Raw genomic sequence first — 21,006 nt, forward strand, 5'->3', positions numbered from 1 at the left:
GGCTTTAATCGTTCAGTCAATGATGGATAAGACTTAAAGAAAATGGAATGTTGCATTCAAATTGAAAGTCTTCATGTCATCATCCCCCATGACATAAGTCTGGTAGCTGGCACCAAATGAAATTGGCCCCATCAGGAAGTATTCCGCACCGACACCGTACATCAAGTCAACACCATCATCTACTTTGGCACCATTCACCTTTTCATCCCAAGCATGCAGGCCGCCTTTGGCGTAAATATGCAACGGACCAAAATCAATACTTGGCTTAATGGCGAAATAGCCGGTTGTTGCTTCAGTTTTATTGGTTGGCGAGACATCAATTTCTTCAAATTTGGTGAAACCCGCTTCCAAACCGATCAATGGCAGGATACCGGTACCGACATGAATATTGTAGGCTGTGCCATGCTCACCTTTAAAGTCAGATTGTCCAACGGAAGCGCCGCCATAAATCCATGAATCTGCAAAGGCAGATGTTGATGCACCTAAAAGTGCCAATCCAATTAATGTTTTTTTCATGATGAACCTTCTCTACTTTTTCATCGGTGATCATACTATCGATACAATGATCATACTAAAGCGGCATGAAATTGCCTACACTCGCCAAAAAATCAACAGAATTCTCTGTAATGGTTTAAGTTATGCAAAAATCGAACCTGAATTAACATTCACTGATTGCATTTTTGATGCGTTTATCCGATACGGGATAAGGCGTTCCCAACTGTTGGGCAAAGAAGCTCACCCTTAACTCTTCAATCATCCAGCGGATGGCTTTGACATTCTCAGGAACCGGTGCGCCTTTCGGGATTTTGTTCAATAACTCCCGATAGTCTTGGGTCACCGATTCTATTTTCAGCATATGGAGGCGATCTTTGTTCGGGTCGATCGGTAATTTCTCTAATCGACGCTCGATAGCCTTCATATACCTTAGGATATCCGGTAGTTTTTTCCAACCACATTCCGTGGCAAAGCCTTTGAAGATTAAGCCTTCAATTTGTGCTTTGATATCAGAAAGTGCAAATGCCATCGTAAAATCAACTTTTCCTTTCAGCTTTTTGTTGATTTGATAAGCCGTTGTCAAAATTTCCTCAACTTGCTTGGCGATATCAACCACGGTATCACCCAGCTCCGCCCGAACATGCTCCTTCAGTGCTTCAAACGCCTCGGCTTGCCAGACCAATCCGCCCTGCTCATCAATCAGTTTATCGATCCCACAGGTAATGCAATCATCAATCAGATCCAACACTTTGCCATAAGGATTGAAATAGAGCCCGAGTTTGGATTTGTTCGGCAAATTGGTGTGCAGATATTTCACCGGAGAAGGCACATTGAGCAAAATCAAACGCCGCTCCCCGGCGCGCATCGCACGCTGCTGCTCCTGTTCGGTCTCAAATAGCTGAATCGCGACGCTGTCTTTTTCATCAACCAGAGCCGGATAAGCCCGCACATCAAAGCCACCTTTTTTCTGCTGGTAGACCTGAGGCAACTCGCCAAAACTCCAGGTATGCAAACCTTTCTGCTCGATATCATCATCAGCCACCTGCGACAGGGTTTCTTTGACTTTGTCTTTCAGGCTCTCTTTTAATGCGAATAAATCTTTATTTTCCCGCAGCTTTTTATGACGGTGATCGACCGCACGGAATGTGATTCGCAGGTGATCCGGAATCTGATCAATCTGCCAGTCTTCGCGCAGTATGGTCACTCCGGTCATTCGCTTCAGCTCTTTTTCCAATGCATCCAACAATGGTAGTTCCATCGGTGTTGTCCGGGCTAAAAAAGCATCCGCATAGTTCGGCGCCGGGACAAAATTCTTGCGCAATGTTTTCGGCAACGCCTTGATCAAACTGACGACTAATTCATGCCGCAGCCCGGGGATCTGCCAGTCGAACCCCATCGGCTCGATTTGGTTCAAAACAGCCAGTGGAATGTGAACCGTGACACCGTCACTATCATCACCGGGTTCGAATTGATAGCTGAGCTTCAGCTTAATGCCATTCTGATGCCAGAAGTTCGGATAATCGAGTTCGGTGACATGGCTGGCATCCCCTTTGAGCAACATCTCTTTTTCAAAGTGGAGGTATTCCGGATTCTCCCGGCTGACCTTTTTCCACCATGTATCAAAGTGACGACCGGAGACGACCTCAGTACCGACGCGCTGATCATAAAACTGGAACAAGGACTCATCATCAATCAGAATATCCCGGCGTCTCGATTTATGTTCAAGTTCTTCAACCTCTTGCAACAACTTACGGTTTTGTTTGAAAAACGCGTGTTTAGTTTCCCATTCGCCTTCAACCAGAGCGCTGCGGATAAAAATTTCCCGGCTCAGTGTCGAATCAATTGGTCCATAGTTGACCAGCCGCTTAGCAACAATCGGTACGCCAAACAAGGTCACTTTTTCATAAGCCATCACCGCTGCGCGCTTTTTCGACCAATGCGGCTCACTATAGCTGCGTTTGATCAAGTGCTGGGCCAGCGGTTCAATCCACTCCGGCTGAATTTTTGCCACCACTCGCGCCCAGAGTTTCGAGGTTTCCACAAGCTCAGCCGACATCACCCACTTGGGTTGCTTTTTAAACAGCCCGGAAGCCGGGAAAATATGAAAACGTGCATTCCTCGCGCCGTGGTATTCTTTCTCTTCCTGGTCTTTAATCCCGACATGAGACAGCAAGCCCACCAGAATCGAGGTGTGAACTCCCTGATAACTGCCGGGTTCTTCATTCAGCTTCAACCCCAGATCATGCATACTCTGATGCAACTGAAAATAGACATCCTGCCATTCACGAATGCGCAAATAGTTCAGATAGTCGCTTTTACACTGACGGCGAAACTGATTCCCGGTCAGTGCTTTCTGTTGTGTTTTGATGTAATCCCACAGGTTTACAAAGGTCAGAAAATCAGAGTCTTCATGGTAAAAGCGGCGGTGTTTATCATCGGCAGACTGCTGTTTGTCTGCCGGTCGCTCGCGGGGGTCTTGAATCGACAAGGCTGCCGCGATAATCATCACTTCTTTCAGACATCCCCATTTGGGCGCTTCCAGCACCATACGAGCCAAACGTGGATCAATCGGCAGACGCGAGAGTTTTTGCCCAATGGCGGTCAGCCGTTTTTTGCGTTCCTGAGACTGAGCCTGAATCGCGCCTAACTCTTCAAGAAGACGGACACCATCTTGAATATTGCGTTTATCCGGGGCTTCAACAAAGGGAAATGCTTCAATGTCACCGAGTCCCAGAGCCGTCATCTGCAAAATGACCGAAGCCAGATTGGTTCTGAGAATTTCCGGATCGGTAAATTCCGGACGGGATTGAAAATCGTCTTCGGCATAAAGCCGGATACAGATCCCGGCTTCAACCCGACCGCAACGCCCTTTCCGCTGGTTGGCACTGGCCTGAGAAATCGGCTCAATCGGTAACCGCTGGACTTTAGTGCGGTAACTATAACGACTGATCCGGGCGGTTCCCGGGTCAATCACGTACTTAATTCCGGGGACGGTCAAAGATGTTTCGGCAACGTTGGTTGCCAAGACGATTCTCCGGCCACTGTGAGGCTGAAAAATCCGATTCTGCTCACCGGCGGAAAGACGCGCATACAACGGCACAATTTCGGTATGTTTAAGATTACGCTTACTCAAAGCATCCGCCGTATCTCTGATCTCGCGCTCGCCGTTCATAAAGATCAGAATGTCTCCCGGCCCCTCATCGCTCAGTTCATCGACCGCTTCAAAAATCCCCTCAAGCTGGTCACGATCACTGTCATCTTCCCCGGCTAAAGGACGATATCGGGTATCGACCGGATAGGTTCTGCCGGACACTTCAATAATCGGTGCGCCGTCAAAATGCTGGGAAAAGCGTTCAGGGTCGATGGTTGCAGAGGTGATAATCACTTTTAGATCAGGACGCTTTGGCAACAGTTGTTTCAAATAGCCAAGAATAAAATCAATGTTCAGACTACGTTCATGAGCCTCATCAATGATGATCGTGTCGTACTGGTTGAGGAACCGATCATGCTGGATTTCAGCCAGCAGTATCCCGTCTGTCATCAGTTTAATTTGCGTCTGCTCGGAGATCTGATCATTAAAACGCACTTTATAACCGACGAAATCACCGAGTGAGGTTTTCGTTTCTTCAGCAATCCGGGTGGCAACTGAGCGCGCAGCTAACCGACGCGGTTGGGTATGACCAATCACGCCATAGGTGCCGCGCCCCAATTCAGCACAGATTTTCGGTAGTTGGGTGGTTTTACCTGAGCCAGTTTCACCCGCCACAATCACGACCTGATGCTTTTCAATTGCTTGAGCAATATCATCCCGTTTCTGACTGACGGGCAGAATTTCCGGGTAGTCTAATACCGCAGAAGTTTGCTGTCTGAGCTCAGCTGCCATCATCGATTTGGCAATATCCTGCGCGATTTCATCAAAAACGGCCTGCTTGGCACTGGGATTATTAATTTTACTGGCACCCTGAATCCGTTTATTCAGGCGAAACCGGTCTCTGAGCATACATTCGTTCAATGCATGACGCAGCGTTTTCTCGGTATTGGGCTGTGCCTGAGGTGATTGGGTATGTGGCTGTGACGACGTCAAAGCGAATCCTATTGTATACTTGATTAAAACTGGCCGGATTGTATCACTGTCAGGCCATGACACCAAAAACTCCTTGGTTTTCACATTCATCTGACCAGGCAGTTCTCAATCCAATCTGGTGCAGGTTGACCGTTTTTGATGTATATTTCGTTTGATGTCAGACATGCAGGATGAGACCATAGATAACGTGAAAGCTTCTGAATTTATTCATATACTTAATGCCCTGCCTAATGATCCGGAAATCGTTACCGGAGAAATATGGCTGCCGGAGCGTTTATTACAGGCCACCTATCTTGATGACTTGCTATTTTGTCAGTTTGATAATGCACCGGAAGAGAATGAAGGCGAAGAAGAAGGCAGAGGTTTTGTCGATCATGAACTGTCCCTGCTCAAAAGCCATATCATGCAGATTTTTCTCGAAAAAGCGCCTTTGGAGCATAAACGGGATGCGATTCTGGCACTGATTCTTTATGCGCATGAACATTCATCATCCGATGTCGTTGAGATGCTTGAGCAACTCAGTTTGCAGGAAAATACTCTGCAAGAAAACGATCAGGAAAGTTAATCCCGACCTTTGAGCGGAACACGCGATTCGCGCCCCAATTGCTCCGTTTCAATCAACTGCGCAAAGAAATCGTTCATCGTGACTGACAAAGCGCGGTATTTAAGCCCCAACTCACCAATACTTTTGGTGTTATTTCCTTTCCATGTATACCCGACATTCTGCGTAATCGTTTTGCGGGTTATCGCCGGGTTGAGCATTGGTCCAAATAACCACACCAGAAACTTCGGGAGTATCCGTTTGGGCAGCGGATAATGCTTGCCATATGTCGGCTGGAGCTGACGCGCCATTTCCAGTAATGTCGTGTTATAACCGGAGATAATATATCGTCCTCGCGCATGCGTGGTATAAGCCGCCGATAAATGGGCTTCGGCCACATCCCGGACATCAACGACCCCGACGCCCCAGTCCGGCACACCGGCTTTCATTGTGCCATCCCCCATCTGACGAATGATTTGAAAACTTTCAGAGGACATATAAGGATTGACGCCCGGCCCCATGATCAGAGAGGGATTCATCACGATCAGTGTCCACTGTTGCTGAGTCTCCGCGATACACCACGCTGCTTTTTCAGCTTCCGTTTTTGAATATGAGTATGGGTTATGGTCTATCGTGCTGGACTGATTCCAGCTTTCTTCAGTCACCATGCCATGCTCTAAGTTTGACAAGTCGGCGTTATCACCATAGATGGCAGCACAACTGCTGGTCAGAACCACACGCTCTACTGATGGTGTTAATGTCGCCTGATTGAGTACATTACGGGTTCCTTCCACGGCAGGTGTAATCAACTCACTGAGTGGATCGCTGACCTGAAGCCGAAATGGTGACGCGGTATGAAATACCACCCGACATCCTTGCATTGCTTGTGCATATGATCCGTCATCAAGTAAATCTGCCTGAAAATAACGGAGCGTTCCCGGAGCAGTGCGAGCGATTCGGTTGAGATACTTGAGTTTATGCTGAGCCGTCACATCTCGAACCGTTGCGTGTACTGTCACGCCGGATTCCAGTAAACGTTTAATCAGCCAGCCGGCCACATATCCTGTCGCTCCGGTTACAAGTACCGGCGATTTACGGTCAATGCTATACATGATTTAATCGTTCTCATCTAAACAAGATGCAGAAATTACGATGCCACGCCAATACACACGAAAGGCTTCGCGAAATATCGTTTCCGTCTCATCGCGAGTATATTTTTTCCGGTTCGCGTACATGACCAGTGAATGCAGATAACTTTGTGCTGTGATACAAATCAGCTCGGGAGAAATAGGATGTAGCGTACCGCTATCCTGAGCGTCTTTGAGTTTTTTGAGCATCGGCTCCCATAGCTCTTCTGCATACTGGCGAACCGTTTCCCCCAGTAACTGAGAGGCGTTCAGCACATTCAACGCCCAATATTCCCTCATATGGTCATAAGACCAATGCGCAAAAGCAATCCATTGAGTAAAAAGAACCTCGGAGATCGGTGCTGAAAAATTCACCTGACGCAAGATCACATCCGCCATATTGCGTTTAATAAAGAGATAAACATCATCGATCAGCATCTGTTTGGTTTCAAAATGATTGAACAGTGTGCCGTTAGAAACACTCGCTTCTTTTGCAATGGCTGCGGTCGAGACACCTACGCCATCCTGAGCAAACAAGCGAATGGCAGCTTCAATAATCTGTAGTTTCTTGGCGTTCATTAAAAACAATACATTTAGAGTGACTAGTCACTCTAAATTAATGCAAAAAGACCTCACCCGTCAACAAAAATCTAATTGAGAATTATTTTCATTTTATTGTATAGGTACAAATAGGTACAGACGTGAGGTGACGTAAAAGGTGTAAGCGGTGCACGTTGAAAATGAACCCGTTTACAATCCTGTGGTCAGAATAATCAATACAGCCTTTTAAAACGGTTTCACATCAATAGGATGACATTGTATAACCTTCCCAAACACACTTGGGTATAAAACAATCAATATCGAGTCGATCACGTTTATTTTCTGATGATCCTATGATATTTCTTACGGCTGATAATTAAGCGCTTCTGTGAGGAAAATATGTTTAATACCATTACATCACTGTTTAAAGAACTTCTTGAAGGTCAGGATCTCGGTCATCATGAAGACAGTCCGCAACTGGCAATTGCCTGCCTGCTGACTGAGGTGTCCGGAGCGGATCACGACATATCCTCGTCAGAAAAAGAGGCGCAGACTCAACTGCTTATCAAATTGTGTCAACTGACTCAACCTGAAGCTGAAAACTTATTAAAACAGGCTGCACAGCAAGTGAAGGATTCCGCTTCGCTCTATGACTTTACATCGCAGCTCAGAACGTTGTCTCAAGAACGACGCTTTGAACTGATTCAAGCCATGTGGGAAGTCGCCAATGCCGATGAATACATCGACCCGTTTGAAGATGCAGTCATTCGTAAAACCGCAGAACTGTTATATGTCGATCATAGTGAATTTATCCGGGCAAAATTAATTGTGACCGATCATAAATCTTAACGGCTCTCTCCCACTTTGCTCGCCCTGTCATCATCCGCACTGTGAACGACAGTTATCGAGCACGGCACAACCCTTCATAATCAAGCAGAAGTCGAATCATCCGGTTCGACTTCTGCTGTTCAATTTCTACACGTCAGCTATAATATGTGCCCTTTATAGCCGGATGATGTTAAAGAGCCGTATCAACCATCCTGAATCAATCTAAGGCCACGATTTGAACCGAGGTTGGTCAAATTGCTGTGTGACAGCAGTGACCATGCATAACATACGATTAGGTAGCAAAATAAAGCAATGACAGTCCATACTTATACGCCAAATCAAACCACGACTCTGGATACAGCGCAGAAAACGCTGGCACAGCAAGAAGCAAGCAATCATGCGGTATCAGGTAACAGAATCGGATTTGTTTCTCTGGGGTGCCCGAAAAACCTTGTCGATTCAGAGCGAATTCTGACCCAGTTGCGAACTGAAGGATACGATATCGTCAGCCAGTATCAGAATGCTGACTTGGTTATCGTCAATACCTGTGGTTTTATCGACAGTGCCGTTCAGGAATCTCTGGATGCTATCGGGGAAGCGCTGAATGAAAACGGCAAAGTCATTGTCACCGGATGTCTCGGGGCGCGAGAAGATGAAATCCGGGAAGTTCATCCCAATGTATTAGGAATTACCGGACCACACGCTTACGAAAATGTCCTTGAGCATGTCCATCAGTTTGTGCCGCGGCCGGCGCACAATCCATATACCAGTCTCGTCCCCGATCATGGGGTCAAACTGACCCCGAAACACTACGCGTATCTGAAAATATCAGAAGGTTGTAATCATCGTTGTACATTCTGCATTATCCCTTCCATGCGCGGTCAGTTAGTGAGCCGCCCGGTCGGTGAAATCATCGGGGAAGCAGAACGGCTGAAAAATGCAGGCGTCAAAGAACTGCTTGTCATCAGTCAGGATACCAGTGCTTATGGCGTGGATACTAAACACAGCCTTGGTTTCTCAAACGGCACACCAGTGCGGCAAAACCTCACAGCGCTCAGTGAACATCTGAGTCAGTTGGGAATTTGGATCCGACTCCATTATGTTTACCCTTATCCTCATGTGGATGACATCATTCCGTTGATGGCGGCAGGAAAAATCTTGCCTTACCTTGATATTCCATTTCAACATGCCAGCCCGCGCGTTCTGAAAATGATGAAACGTCCCGGTCAGGCAGAACGAACGCTGGAACGGATTAAACAGTGGCGTGAAATCTGTCCGCAACTGGTGATTCGTTCCACCTTTATCGTCGGGTTCCCCGGAGAAACGGAAGAAGATTTTCAAATCTTACTCGATTGGCTGCAAGAAGCGCAGCTCGACCGGGTCGGATGCTTTAAATACTCTCCGGTTGAAGGTGCTACCGCCAATGAACTGGCCGAACAAGTTCCGGAATCGATCAAGCAGGAGCGCTATGAACGTTTTATGGCGTTGCAGCAATCAATCAGTACCGCAAAACTGCAACGTCGTATCGGCACTCAAATGCAAGTGCTGATCGATGACGTCGATCAGGAAGGTGCGATAGGCCGCTCTTACGCTGACGCACCTGAAATTGACGGTGTGGTTTACCTCAATGGTGAAACGGGGGTAAAAGCGGGAGATTTAGTGAATGTCATCATTGAACATGCAGACGAATATGATCTGTGGGGTAGCCTGATCGCTGATTAAAACACCAGCGTCAGTCTGAGATGCTGAGCAGTTGTGTGACAATACTCGCCACCTCAGCACCACGGTGATTCACTCCCGTGGTGCTGATTACTTTTACAAAGGCAGCAACTAAAGCTATGCTGCCTGTTCTTTTTTTCTTTTTCTGATAAAAGAAGGATTCCTGAAGATGTGGATTCTTGTGACCCTCTTTGCTGCGACTTGTCAATCAATCCGCACGGCTTACCAAAAAACACTCTCCCAAGAGCAGGGCTTTTTACACGCAACCATGGCCCGCTCACTGTATGGTTTACCGATTGTGAGTATTTATCTGTTGATTTGCTGGTATTTTATCGGGCAAATTACCTTCCCTTCCATCGGACAGTTTCTCGGTTATGCCTCCGTCTGTGCCATTGCACAGGTGCTCGCCACTTACCTGATGCTCCGGGTTTTTCAGTCCGGCAGTTTTGCGTTAGGCACACTTCTGGCAAAAACAGAAGCGGTTCTGGCAGCCTTGATCGGCATTCCGCTGTTACACAATTCGCTGAATCTGACTGCCTGGAGCGGTATTGCATTAGGCGTCACCGGAACGTTAGTGATGAGTATGCGCCTGGGTAACTTACGTCATGCTCATAAAGATATGTCACTGCTTGCCGGGTTAGGTAGCGGGTTATGCTTTGCCGTTACATCAGTGACAGCGTCACTTGCAAGTCATTCGCTACAAGGATCGATTATTACCAGCGCAGGTGTCACGATCTGGTACGTTCTCGCATTGCAATCAGTGCTCTTATGTAGCCTGCAAATCTATCGCAGTGGTGATCTCTTCTCCCCTGTGAAGCAATCTTTCCTGCTCAGCAGCAAAGTCGGTATTCTCAGTTCATTGGGATCAATCGGTTGGTTCACCGGTTTTGCACTGATTAATCCGGCGCTGGTCAAAACGCTGGGGCAAATTGAGATTCTCGGTACGCTCTACTTTTCCAAACGGCGTTTTAATGAACAGATGACATTGCAACAATGGATCGGTGGCAGCATGATCGTCGGCAGTGTGATTCTGGTTGCCGTCGCGACCCTGTGAGAAACCTATAACATGGTCAATGCCAGCTTCGCGAGATTATAGGCATCGACATATCCGGAGTGCTGACGCCCTTCCCATGGAATCCCAGCCGCTTCCTGAGCCGTCCGGTGCCCGATCCGGCGTTCTTTCATGCGGTGCTGAATCCGGTACAAGGTTGCCAGATTAATAAACTCATGGATCGGTGACGCAATCCCTTTCTGTTGGCACTCCTGTTGTAAAATCAGGTCATCCCTTCCCCATGCCATATAAACTTTATTGGTCGAACCAAAGTTTTTGATCACCGACTGAATCACCTGCGCCAACGGTCGTCCCTGTTTTTCCAGTTTCCGTGGGGTGATACCGGTTAATTCTGCACAAAACAGCGACACTTCATCCTGTTCCGGCTGAACATAGTACTGAGCTCTTTTGACGATTTTGCCTTGATCCAGTGCGATTTCAGCCAAACCGATTTCAATTATTTCTCCGGTTGTCCCGACACCGTTTTCATTCCAGCAACACATTTCCAGATCGAAGCAGACAACTCGATTGCAGTTCATAACCTATATACCCAGTCTTTCGCCCAAACCCGCGATCATAATGAAATAATCTCAAAAAGCGAATCAAGGAGACAACACCATGAACTGGATGGACAAATATTCAACGAACAGGGGGCTGATAACAGCAAATACGGCGACTTCATACATGGATTCATGCCCTTTTGTGTTAGTATTTGCGCCATTATCTTAATGTAGCAGAGAATTACATATGACCTTCGATTTAAACACCATGCCGACAAGTTTCGATATGCTTCATGCCCTTCTGGCCCTGTGTACCATTGTTTTATTGATTTTCGTGATGAGCCGGCGGACAAAAGTGGCTGAGAAAATTGTTGAGAAGCCAGTTGAAACCATCGTTGAAAAACCGGTCGAAAAGATTGTCGAAGTGGAAAAAGTTGTTGAAGTAGAAAAAGTGGTTGAGAAAGTCGTCGAGTCCAAACTGGCAACGGCATCAACCGACGCTGCATTACAATTGCTTGCCCTGTTTCAGAAAGAGGCACGATTAGTCGATTTTCTTAATGAAGAGATCATCCACTATTCCGATGAAGAAGTGGGTGCTGCTGCCCGTGTGATTCACAGTGGCGGTAAAAAAGTACTCGATGACTACCTCCGGTTGCAACCGGTTCGTCATGAAGCGGAAGAAAGCCACATCACAGTTGAAGCGGATTTCAATCCACAAGCGATTCGTCTGACAGGCCACGTCACCGGTCAGGCACCTTATCAGGGTGTATTGATCCACAAAGGCTGGCAAGTCACAGAAATTAACCTCCCGCAAATCGCACCGGACTACGATGCGTCAATTATTGCACCGGCGGAGGTTGAACTGTAATGGAACAACATGCGCGTTACTGTGTCGGTATCGATCTCGGAACTACTCACAGCGTGCTGTCTTATGTGGATATGCACGCTGAAACCCCGCAGGTTAAGGTATTATCCATCCCACAAATGACCGCACCGGGCACGGTTGAATCATTACCTCAGTTAGGTTCATTCGTTTATCAGCCCCATGAACATGAAATGTCTCCTAAAGCCCGGATTTTGCCCTGGAGTGATGAACCGCAAGCGCTGGTCGGGGCAATCGCCCGCAATTTGGGGAGTAAAACACCGATTCGCCTGATCGCCAGTGCCAAATCCTGGCTCTGTCATGGTGGTATCAACCGTCGCGAAGCTTTTTTGCCGGCCGGTAGTCCGGATGACGTCAGTAAGCTATCGCCACTGCAGGCCAGTGAACTGTATCTGGCGCACTTACAAAACGCCTGGAACCATCAGTTTCCCCGGTATCCTTTGGCGGAGCAGGATGTCACGATTACCATTCCTGCTTCGTTTGATCCGGCAGCCCGTGACTTCACAGCCGAAGCTGCTAAAAATGTCGGCCTCAGCCGCCGGACACTGTTAGAAGAACCTCAGGCCGCACTCTATAGCTGGATTGATACTCATGGCGATTCATGGCGTGAGCGTGTCAAAATTGGTGATGTGGTGCTGGTCGTTGATATCGGCGGCGGCACAACCGACTTATCGCTGGTCGAAGTCAAAGAGAGTGACGGTCATCTGGTTTTAGAACGGGTTGCAGTCGGTGAACATATTCTGCTCGGCGGTGACAATATGGATCTCGCCCTTGCCTACCGTCTGAAAATGAAGTTGGCGCAAAACGGCCAAGAGTTGCAAGCGTGGCAGATACAAGCGATCACTCACGCTTGTCGTGATGCTAAAGAAGCACTGCTCAACGATGCACAACTGGATGCGGTCCCTATTGTTGTACCGAGCCGAAGCTCGAAACTGTTTGGTGCCACGCTGAAAACTGATCTGACTCAACAAGAAGTCCGCCAGACGCTGGTTGACGGCTTCTTCCCTCAAATCAGCATTGATGAACTGCCTCAGCAAAGAGCCCGTGGCGCTCTGACCCAGATGGGGCTGCCCTATGCGCAAGATGCCGGGATCACTCGTCATATCGCTGCATTTTTAACCAAACAAGCAGGCGATTCTCCTGAGACTGACCCGATGATGCCGTTTGGCGGGATTCCCGGTCTGGAAACGTCCGCATCTCCTACATTTATTCAACCCAGCGTAATTTTACTCAATGGCGGAGTGCTCAAATCGACGTTACTTGCAAAGCGGCTGCTGGCAACTATCAATCGTTGGCTGACCGATGCCGGGGCGGAGTCAGCCCGCACACTGACCGGCATTAATCTTGATCTGGCCGTGTCTCAGGGAGCGGCCTATTACGGTGCGGTGCGTCAGGGAAGCGGTGTCAAAATTCGCGGCGGATTAGCCAGTGCTTATTATGTCGGGATTGAAAGTGCTATGCCGGCAATTCCGGGCATGGCTCCCCCGCTGGAAGCCATGTGTGTCGCCCCTTTCGGGATGGAAGAAGGAGCCAGTATCACCATCAGCCAACGGGAGTTCGGTCTCGTGATTGGGCAACCGGTTCATTTCCAGTTTTTCGGCTCAACGGTTCGCCGGGATGACGCAGCCGGTACTCATCTGGATACATGGTCTGCGGATGAGCTGCAGGAACTTCCTGAAATTCAAGTCACACTCCCTGTGACCGAAGGCCGTAAACATGGTCAGATTGTGCCGGTGACTCTTGCAGCCCATGTCACAGAAGTCGGCACCCTGTATCTCGAAGCGATTGCCACAGATAACAGCCAGAAATGGCATGTCGAGTTTGATGTACGTGAAGGATAATTATGGCGGCACAACATTATTTAGTCGGCATAGATTTAGGCACAACCAATACGGTTGTTGCCTATTGTGACAACGGTCAGGATCTGGCCGAGTGTCCGATCCGGCTGTTCGAAATCGATCAGCTTATCGGCCCCGGAGAAGTTGCCCGAAAACCAACCCTGCCCTCGTTTCGTTTTCATCCGGCACAAGGCCAACTCCCCCCCTCCGACACCGCTCTGCCTTGGACACATCAGCCGGTTGACGGAGACTTCACTCCAGTGATTATCGGCGAATGGGCCAGAGAACTCGGGGCTCAGATCGAAGGAAGACAGGTCGTCAGTGCCAAAAGCTGGTTATCGCATCCCGCGGTTGATCGCTACGATGCGATTTTACCTTGGGCCGGTATGCAGGATGTCGAAAAAGTTTCACCGCTGATCGCCAGCGCCAGTTACCTCAATCATATCCGTCAGGCGTGGAATTATCATCATCCGGCTCACCCGCTTGAACAGCAGGAAATTGTGGTCACTGTCCCGGCCTCATTTGATGAAAGTGCCCGCAAGCTCACACTGGAAGCTGCAGCACTGGCAGGTATGCCCCACGTCACACTCCTTGAAGAGCCACAGGCGGTCTGTTATGACTGGTATACACGCTACCAGTCACAAGCGACCACACAACTCAAGGATGTGTCCGCTATTCTGATCTGTGATGTTGGTGGCGGCACAACGGATCTCAGCCTGATTTCAGCCTCACTGGTACAAGATGAGCTAAAACTGGATCGGGTCGGTGTCGGTGAGCACTTGATGCTCGGTGGAGATAACATCGACCTTGCGTTGGCACATCTCGCTGAACAACAGTTTGCTCAGCAACATCAGGGACAGCCGCAAAAACTGAGTGCAGCCCGCCTGAGTAAACTCATTCAGCAAACCCGGAAAACCAAAGAGAGCTTACTTGCGGCTCAATCCCCCGAATCAGCCAAAATTACCCTGTTGGGCAGTGGCTCAAAACTGCTGGGGGGCACCAAAAGTATCAATCTTGATAAAACACAGGTTCGGCAGATGGCGCTGGACGGTTTCTTCCCGCATACCGCTGTCGATACCCTGCCCGCCCAAAGAAAAGGCGCGGTGCTTGAGTTCGGTCTGCCCTATGCTGCCGACCCTGCCATTACTAAACATATTGCGGCATTTTTAGCGCAACACCCCCATTTAATCCGGACAACAGAGCGGCCGTCAGCGCCGCTGGGTCTGCTGCTCAACGGTGGGGTTTTCAACAGTGATCTGATTCAACAACGGCTGATACAAATTTTGTCGGACTGGACCGGACAACCGGTGACTCACCTCGACAACCCGCATCCCGATCTGGCCGTTGCACTGGGTTCTGTCGGCTACCTTAAAGCCTGCCGTGGGTCACAACTGAAAATCGGCGGTGGTGCAGCACGCTCTTATTTTTTGCATTTGGAACAGCGCAAACAAAACCAGTCTCAGGCGCTTTGTCTGCTAGCCAAAGGCACCGAGGAAGGCCATGAAATCCGCCTGTCAAGCCGTCGCTTTTCTCTCACCCTTGGCGAGCCGGTTCGTTTTAACCTGCTGACCACACGGCATGACAGCCTCAATGGTGCAGCACCGATTCAAAGCGGGCAACTGATCGATGTAGACCCTGAGTTTTTTTCGCTGTTACCTCCTTACATTACGTCACTTGAACGCACCTCCGATCAAGCGCTGGCTGCCAATCAAAAAGACCGGGTTGAGGTTTTTCTCTCTACGCAACTCACGCCGGTCGGAACCTTGAAGCTGGAATGTGTTCAGGTTGATGATGAGCAGCACCGTTGGCAGTTGGAGTTTGAAGTCCGTCATCAATCACACCAGCAAAACGACGCATCGTCTGAAACATCGGGACTGACACAAGCCAGTGAATTGATCACGGCCTTGTACAGCGGTAATAAAAACAGTGCTATCCAAGCGGATCCCCGGACATTGAGCAAATCGCTGACACGGCTGCTCGGTGAAAAAGATCACTGGGATATTGCCACCAACCGCCAGCTATTTGACCGGCTGGCGCAAGGCAAAAAAAGGCGCCGCCGCTCCGAAGCCCATGAAAAAAACTGGCTGCGGTTTGCCGGTTTCACCATGCGTCCGGGGTTCGGTGATCCGGTAGATAGTTGGCGTATTGAGCAAATCTGGTCACTCTACCAACAAGGGATTCAATTTCAGACCCACCAAACATGGAGTGATTGGTGGACGTTCTGGCGTCGGGTCTGCGGTGGTCTCAACCAGGAGCAACAGGAAACGATTCTGGCCGATATTGCCAAATACCTCCATCCCGGTGCACATAACAGCAGTAAACAGGCAAAAGCAGCGCAGGAAAAAGGTTATGAAGCAATGGTTCGTCTGGCTGCCTCACTGGAACATCTCGAACCGGAAGATAAGATCTTGCTGGGCAACTGGTTTATCAAACGAGCCCTTCGTCAGCCCCAATATGCGCAAGCACACTGGTGGGCTGTCGGTCGTCTGGCATCAAGAGTGCTGCTCTATGGCAGCCGGCATAAAGTAATTCCGCAAGCACAACTCAGTCACTGGTTAGCGGAATTGCTGCAACAGGACTGGAAACAAGAACCGATGATCGGTTTTGCCGCAATGATGATGAGCAGGAAAACCGGAGATCGTCAGGTAGATATTACTGATGACCTGCGTACCGCTGTCACGGATAAACTCAAACAGAGCAAAGCACCGCAAAGTTGGCTGACACTCATCGATGAAATCAGCCAAGTCTGCGAAAGTGATTCAAAACGGATTTTTGGGGAGACTTTGCCAAGTGGATTGCGCTTACTACATTAGTTCACAACTCATGATTTTCAGGATCCGTCGTTGATTTACTTCGCTGACTGGCGGTGAATTGAAGAGAAAGAAAAGGTGTGGACGGTTTTAGTCTGAAGGGAAATCCGGGCGAATGATTTCGCCCGGAATCAGTCAATGCCTTATTTGGCTGAATGACGTTTGAGTAACTTTTCTACGACTTCGGTATTCTCTTCCTGAACTGTCATACCTTTGATTTCAGGTACACCGGCTCCCATGAAGATATCTGCACTCAATGTACTACGATCCATATAACTTACAGGACCACTCACACTGAGTTGTGAAGACTGTCCGGCTTGTGCTTCAGCCAGTTCAGCGGCACGGTTGACAACGGTCAGGTTCGCAGCTGCAATGTTGTTATTCTCATTCGTCTCTTTTACTACCTGACGATAATCAGCATATAGAACAATCAGGTAGTCATCCGCAGGCAGTGACTCAGGAATAGGAAGCGTGAAGCTATAGTTCGAACCATATGGCAATCCAATTGGGAGTTCACCGAAAATACCTAACGGCTGGCCATTCGCATCCGCCAGTATAACACCTAACGTTGGTGCCGAACCTGATGTTTGCGGGCAACCCGTTGCAACTGTAGCGGTAACAGATACTTCACCACCAGCAACAACCGTTGACGGAGAAAGGCTTCCTGAAGCGATCAGCCAGTCAGGTGCGGTACAACTAGCGACGGTCGGCGCATTGTCTGCGACGGTATTTTCCTGAGTTGAAGCCAATGCTGACTGGCTGCTTAAACCAACTGATGCGATAAGCGCTGCGAATACAGGTGTTAATTTCATAATATTTCTTCCGTTTTTATAGGCTAATTTAGTTAACATTAATTTCCATCCAATGACGAAAGACAAAAATATTCCAATTGAAATATCAGATATCTAAAAAATAATCACCAACTAGAGTAATTATCTCTGAACACTGCATATTTACATTATCAGAAGACTGAGAATGATTATATTTTTGACTTTCCAAGCCTGCTCCCCTTATATTATCCATCCATTTCAAAGACAAATAAATTCCATATAAGAATAAACAAGCACATATATTATGTGTTGAAAATATACACATCACAATACACATTAGTCACTTTGTTGCATAATAATTAAGAAATGAGAGAAGGATCGAATAACACCTGAAGTGTTGTTTATAATGCTATGAACAATAAATATTCATTTATAAAATACATTGTATGGGATTAATTTATATAAAAAATAACCAACACAATATCCTAAATACTCACGAGACTGATTGATTCAAACATTACACTCGTTATATCAATAAAAAACAAATAGTTAAGTTAAATTAATCCATATGTGTATTATCATAACACCTTATATCAACTGGCAAGGCACTATGAAACGGAAGAAATTCAGCGACCAGATGTGTCGTTGTCAGCCGATAAATGTTGCAGGATTGGCAGTATGACAGTGTAGCCTGGAACATTACCTGCCACGATCTCAATATAAAAGACAGAGCTACTTATTTCAGATAGCAAAATATCGCAAGCATAAAAGTAAACAGTAAAATATAGAGAATAGTCGATATCTCTAATCCATCACCCTCTTTAAGCGATTGAAGCTCTTATTTATACTATATATTTTGAGCAACAATCAGAAATAGAAAACAATTAAAAATAATTTTATAAAATCAATAACACCACACAAAAAATATCATTCTGTTATATAAGGAGCCTATAAATTATTAACGTTAATTTTTTACGATAAAAAAGATTTAAACGATAAGTAATATAATTCTGATATTCGGGTATTGAACGATTATTTATAAAACATTCAATTTTATATTATTGACTCAGCATTCAATATAGAAATTGATTTTTATTCCATTTTTATATTTACATTACCCTGTTCATCAAATTTATATCATGTCGATTGCCCATATGAACCATTAAAGTATTTCAGCAGAACAATGAATGTAATGACTTAGACAAAGGCGTCTATGCCTTTGTCTTTTATGCCACGATAACCAGCGGATGCACATTGTCATAATGGCATAACGAGGAAAACTCAGAATCGTTTATTCAATAATCGTTGAGTCAATAACAACGGATAGCCCACAGGCAGCAATCATTCACTGATGAGTTTGAGCAACCCGTTTATCCAGATAGGATTGCTGAACCGTATCCCGGTGATTCAGATACTCATCCAGCCCTGCCTGTCTTAAGTGGCAGGAAGGACATTCACCACACCCGTCACCGATCACACCGTTATAGCATGTGAGTGTCTGACTTCTGACTAGCGTCAATGCATCATAATGATCGGCCATTGCCCATGTTTCTGCTTTATTGAGCCACATGAGCGGTGTGACAATTTTCATCTCTCGATCCATCCCTTGAACCAGCGCCCGATTCATAGTCTGGATAAATTCGTTACGACAATCCGGATAACCTGAGAAGTCCGTTTCACACACACCGGTAATCACTGATTCGGCTCCAATCTGATAGGCATAAATACCGGCCAGCGTAAGGAACAGGATATTGCGGCCGGGCACGAATGAATTGGGTAACCCATTGTCCTGTAACGCATGAGAGACCGGGATATCGTCCCGTGTCAGTGAACTGATCGCTAATTCATTCAGTAAGCCGACATCCATCACTTTATGGGATTTCACACCTAACTGCTCCGCTAATTGACGTGCGGTCTCAATTTCAAGCCGGTGACGCTGTCCATAATCAAAAGTAATCGCATGAACTTCATCATAAGTTTGCAGCGCTTCAACAAGGCAAGTGGTGGAATCTTGTCCGCCACTGAACACAACAACAGCTTTTTTCATAACAATTCCTCAGGCAATACACAGATACTTATGCGTCTGAATCGATAAACGCCAATTGCGTTCGATACACACTTCAATACATAACTCAGTCGCTCGTGGTTTCTGGCTAATCGGTTGTAAAGCAATAATTGTATCATCGGCAACCGGTGTCCGGTGCAGTAAATGATCGAGTTGCTCAATATCCTTACGTGTGCCGACAGGATGCTTAATTTCGTTTGCCCGCAGAAGTGCACTTTCCAGCACGGGTAAGCGGCCTTTCATGGCTATTTTAGGTGACACTGTCACCCAGGTGTGAACCGAAACCTGAATGTCGGCGGTACCACTGGTTTCAATCTGACAACGACAACCGATGGTTTCAAATGCAGTGGTTAACGCTGTCAAATCATAGAGGCACGGTTCTCCACCGGTAATCACAATATGTTTCGCTGTATAGCCTTGGCGGTGATAACAATCGATGATTGCTTCAGCACTCATTTGACACCAAAGCGGGCTATCCTGAGTTTTGACGATAATCTCTTCAACAGCGCGTTGATCCTGCAGCTCGGTATCCCAAGTCTGTTTGGTATCACACCAAGCACATCCCACCGGGCATCCTTGTAAGCGAACAAAAACAGCAGGGACACCAGTAAAGACACCCTCACCCTGGATAGTTTGAAAGATTTCATTGACTCTATAAATACTCAAAATGAATCCTAATTCAGCGGTCATATTATGCGAGTCGCAGACCTTAATAGATGCTTGTCAGAAGGTCAAATTATACCTGAGGTTATGCTTGTATTTGAGTTGAAACTCCCTCATATTGGTGCGTCTTGAGAGGGGTACGTCTTGGCGTTCATTCTACCGATAGAATCCCGTTCCACTCTTGTTATTTTTAGTCCCACATTTTCTGAAATTACCGGTGATAAAGCATGTATAAACTGATTGGACTCGACATGGATGGCACGCTGCTAAACAGTCAAAAACAAATTTCGCCCCGCACTCAGGCTGCGATACAGGCAGCAAAAGATAGGGGTGTCCGAATTGTTTTGTCCTCTGGCCGACCAATTGAAGGGATGCGTGCCTACCTTGAGCAATTGGGCTTGAATCGTGAACACGATTACGTCGTTCATTATAACGGGTCATTTGTTGAAAATGTGCTGACCGGTGAAATTATTCGCCAGCAGGTTGTCAGTGCCGATGATGTCAAAACTATTGGCCGAACCGCCCGAGAACTGAACGTTAATACCCATGCCTTCAGCCAAAAATTAGGGCTGATTACTCCCAAAAGTACCAAATACACACGTCTGGAAGCTGAGATCAATGGGATTGATATTCATGAAATCGATTTTGAGACGCTGGCTGATGATCACCCGATGATTAAAGCAATGATCGTTGATGAACCCGAAAAACTTGCGCAGGCCTACCAAAACTTGCCCGCAGCGATCATCGAACGATTTACGATTGTCCAGAGCGCCCCCTATTTTCTTGAATTTCTCAACCCACAAAGCAATAAGGGATTCGGTATTCAGGCGGTGGCCGAGCGGTTGGGCATTCCGGCAGCACTTGTGATGTGTATCGGTGATGCAGAAAATGATCATCACATGCTCGAATATGCAGGTTTAGGTATTGCGATGGGAAATGCCATGCCGCAAACCAAAGCAATTGCGGACGACATCACGGCAAGCAATGATGAAGACGGTGTCGCACAAGCCATTGAAAAATATGTGTTGGGGTGAAATATCATCCCACTCCGGAGATAAAATAAACCGGAGAGAGCAACGCCATACCAACGCC

16 protein-coding genes are annotated in these 21,006 nt (G+C 47.2%); 8 read left to right on the forward strand and 8 right to left on the reverse strand.

What is annotated here, in order from left to right; genetic code table 11:
• Window positions 1-33: 33 nt before the first annotated feature.
• On the reverse strand, window positions 34-516 hold the full coding sequence (locus VR7878_RS13995; protein ID WP_077336702.1) for an outer membrane beta-barrel protein: 483 nt from the start codon (window positions 514-516) through the stop codon (window positions 34-36).
• A gap of 142 nt (window positions 517-658) precedes the next feature.
• Complete coding sequence (hrpA, locus tag VR7878_RS14000) at window positions 659-4,579, reverse strand: ATP-dependent RNA helicase HrpA (RefSeq protein ID WP_077336732.1); 3,921 nt, start codon at window positions 4,577-4,579, stop codon at window positions 659-661.
• A gap of 187 nt (window positions 4,580-4,766) precedes the next feature.
• Between hrpA and VR7878_RS14005 the strand changes: the two genes are divergently transcribed.
• Window positions 4,767-5,144: a VC1380 family protein gene (locus VR7878_RS14005; protein WP_077336733.1), complete on the forward strand. Its 378-nt coding sequence runs from the start codon at window positions 4,767-4,769 to the stop codon at window positions 5,142-5,144.
• Here the strand turns inward: VR7878_RS14005 and VR7878_RS14010 are convergent.
• Both VR7878_RS14010 and VR7878_RS14015 read right to left on the reverse strand, forming a co-directional pair.
• The gene (locus VR7878_RS14010; RefSeq protein ID WP_077336703.1) at window positions 5,141-6,232 is read right to left on the reverse strand and encodes an NAD-dependent epimerase/dehydratase family protein; all 1,092 of its coding nucleotides are present in this window, start codon (window positions 6,230-6,232) and stop codon (window positions 5,141-5,143) included. The genes VR7878_RS14005 and VR7878_RS14010 overlap by 4 nt on opposite strands.
• Window positions 6,233-6,235: 3 nt before the next feature.
• Window positions 6,236-6,826, reverse strand: a complete 591-nt coding sequence (locus tag VR7878_RS14015) for a TetR/AcrR family transcriptional regulator (protein WP_077336704.1) — start codon at window positions 6,824-6,826, stop codon at window positions 6,236-6,238.
• Window positions 6,827-7,186: 360 nt separating this feature from the next.
• Here VR7878_RS14015 and VR7878_RS14020 point away from each other — a divergent pair, with 360 nt between their 5' ends.
• The 3 genes from VR7878_RS14020 (at window position 7,187) to VR7878_RS14030 (ending at window position 10,388) form a co-directional block, all read left to right on the forward strand.
• The gene (locus VR7878_RS14020; RefSeq protein WP_077336705.1) at window positions 7,187-7,636 is read left to right on the forward strand and encodes a tellurite resistance TerB family protein; all 450 of its coding nucleotides are present in this window, start codon (window positions 7,187-7,189) and stop codon (window positions 7,634-7,636) included.
• Between the two features lie 291 nt (window positions 7,637-7,927).
• Entirely contained in the window at window positions 7,928-9,337 is a 1,410-nt protein-coding gene (rimO, locus tag VR7878_RS14025) for a 30S ribosomal protein S12 methylthiotransferase RimO (protein WP_077336706.1), read from the forward strand.
• Window positions 9,338-9,503: 166 nt separating this feature from the next.
• Complete coding sequence (locus VR7878_RS14030) at window positions 9,504-10,388, forward strand: EamA family transporter (RefSeq protein WP_077336707.1); 885 nt, start codon at window positions 9,504-9,506, stop codon at window positions 10,386-10,388.
• 5 nt (window positions 10,389-10,393) lie between these two features.
• Here the strand turns inward: VR7878_RS14030 and VR7878_RS14035 are convergent, their stop codons facing one another.
• On the reverse strand, window positions 10,394-10,924 hold the full coding sequence (locus VR7878_RS14035; protein WP_077336708.1) for a 3'-5' exonuclease: 531 nt from the start codon (window positions 10,922-10,924) through the stop codon (window positions 10,394-10,396).
• A gap of 208 nt (window positions 10,925-11,132) precedes the next feature.
• Here VR7878_RS14035 and VR7878_RS14040 point away from each other — a divergent pair, with 208 nt between their 5' ends.
• From VR7878_RS14040 to VR7878_RS14050, 3 genes are read left to right on the forward strand one after another with little or no spacing between them, the layout of a single operon-like run.
• Window positions 11,133-11,753 (forward strand): DUF2760 domain-containing protein, encoded by a 621-nt coding sequence (locus VR7878_RS14040; protein WP_077336709.1) that lies wholly within the window; start codon window positions 11,133-11,135, stop codon window positions 11,751-11,753.
• Entirely contained in the window at window positions 11,753-13,609 is a 1,857-nt protein-coding gene (locus VR7878_RS14045; protein WP_077336710.1) for an Hsp70 family protein, read from the forward strand. Before VR7878_RS14040 ends, VR7878_RS14045 begins: the two co-directional genes overlap by 1 nt.
• 2 nt (window positions 13,610-13,611) lie before the next feature.
• Window positions 13,612-16,419, forward strand: a complete 2,808-nt coding sequence (locus VR7878_RS14050) for an Hsp70 family protein (protein ID WP_077336711.1) — start codon at window positions 13,612-13,614, stop codon at window positions 16,417-16,419.
• Between the two features lie 140 nt (window positions 16,420-16,559).
• On the opposite strand, the gene VR7878_RS14055 is transcribed toward VR7878_RS14050, so the two are convergent.
• The 3 genes from VR7878_RS14055 to queE form a co-directional block, all read right to left on the reverse strand.
• Entirely contained in the window at window positions 16,560-17,228 is a 669-nt protein-coding gene (locus VR7878_RS14055) for a hypothetical protein (protein WP_139344099.1), read from the reverse strand.
• Between the two features lie 1,303 nt (window positions 17,229-18,531).
• On the reverse strand, window positions 18,532-19,233 hold the full coding sequence (gene queC / locus VR7878_RS14060; protein ID WP_077336713.1) for a 7-cyano-7-deazaguanine synthase QueC: 702 nt from the start codon (window positions 19,231-19,233) through the stop codon (window positions 18,532-18,534).
• Between the two features lie 9 nt (window positions 19,234-19,242).
• A complete protein-coding gene (gene queE, locus VR7878_RS14065) occupies window positions 19,243-19,911 on the reverse strand; it encodes a 7-carboxy-7-deazaguanine synthase QueE (protein WP_077336734.1) in 669 nt (222 codons plus the stop codon).
• A 230-nt stretch (window positions 19,912-20,141) separates the two neighbouring features.
• Between queE and yidA the strand changes: the two genes are divergently transcribed.
• On the forward strand, window positions 20,142-20,948 hold the full coding sequence (gene yidA, locus VR7878_RS14070; protein ID WP_077336714.1) for a sugar-phosphatase: 807 nt from the start codon (window positions 20,142-20,144) through the stop codon (window positions 20,946-20,948).
• The last annotated feature ends 58 nt before the right edge of the window (window positions 20,949-21,006 follow it).

This window comes from Vibrio ruber DSM 16370 (assembly GCF_900163965.1).
GTDB classification, from domain to species: domain Bacteria; phylum Pseudomonadota; class Gammaproteobacteria; order Enterobacterales; family Vibrionaceae; genus Vibrio; species Vibrio ruber.

Bases quoted from the DNA above. Each gene is read 5' to 3' on its own strand.
- VR7878_RS14020 (WP_077336705.1), top strand. From the start codon at position 7,187: ATGTTTAATACCATTACATCACTGTTTAAAGAACTTCTTGAAGGTCAG.
- VR7878_RS14050 (WP_077336711.1), top strand. From the start codon at position 13,612: ATGGCGGCACAACATTATTTAGTCGGCATAGATTTAGGCACAACCAAT.
- VR7878_RS14040 (WP_077336709.1), top strand. From the start codon at position 11,133: ATGACCTTCGATTTAAACACCATGCCGACAAGTTTCGATATGCTTCAT.
- queC (WP_077336713.1), bottom strand. From the start codon at position 19,233: ATGAAAAAAGCTGTTGTTGTGTTCAGTGGCGGACAAGATTCCACCACT.
- rimO (WP_077336706.1), top strand. From the start codon at position 7,928: ATGACAGTCCATACTTATACGCCAAATCAAACCACGACTCTGGATACA.
- VR7878_RS14035 (WP_077336708.1), bottom strand. From the start codon at position 10,924: ATGAACTGCAATCGAGTTGTCTGCTTCGATCTGGAAATGTGTTGCTGG.
- yidA (WP_077336714.1), top strand. From the start codon at position 20,142: ATGTATAAACTGATTGGACTCGACATGGATGGCACGCTGCTAAACAGT.
- VR7878_RS14055 (WP_139344099.1), bottom strand. From the start codon at position 17,228: ATGAAATTAACACCTGTATTCGCAGCGCTTATCGCATCAGTTGGTTTA.
- VR7878_RS14045 (WP_077336710.1), top strand. From the start codon at position 11,753: ATGGAACAACATGCGCGTTACTGTGTCGGTATCGATCTCGGAACTACT.
- VR7878_RS14030 (WP_077336707.1), top strand. From the start codon at position 9,504: ATGTGGATTCTTGTGACCCTCTTTGCTGCGACTTGTCAATCAATCCGC.
- VR7878_RS14015 (WP_077336704.1), bottom strand. From the start codon at position 6,826: ATGAACGCCAAGAAACTACAGATTATTGAAGCTGCCATTCGCTTGTTT.
- VR7878_RS13995 (WP_077336702.1), bottom strand. From the start codon at position 516: ATGAAAAAAACATTAATTGGATTGGCACTTTTAGGTGCATCAACATCT.
- VR7878_RS14010 (WP_077336703.1), bottom strand. From the start codon at position 6,232: ATGTATAGCATTGACCGTAAATCGCCGGTACTTGTAACCGGAGCGACA.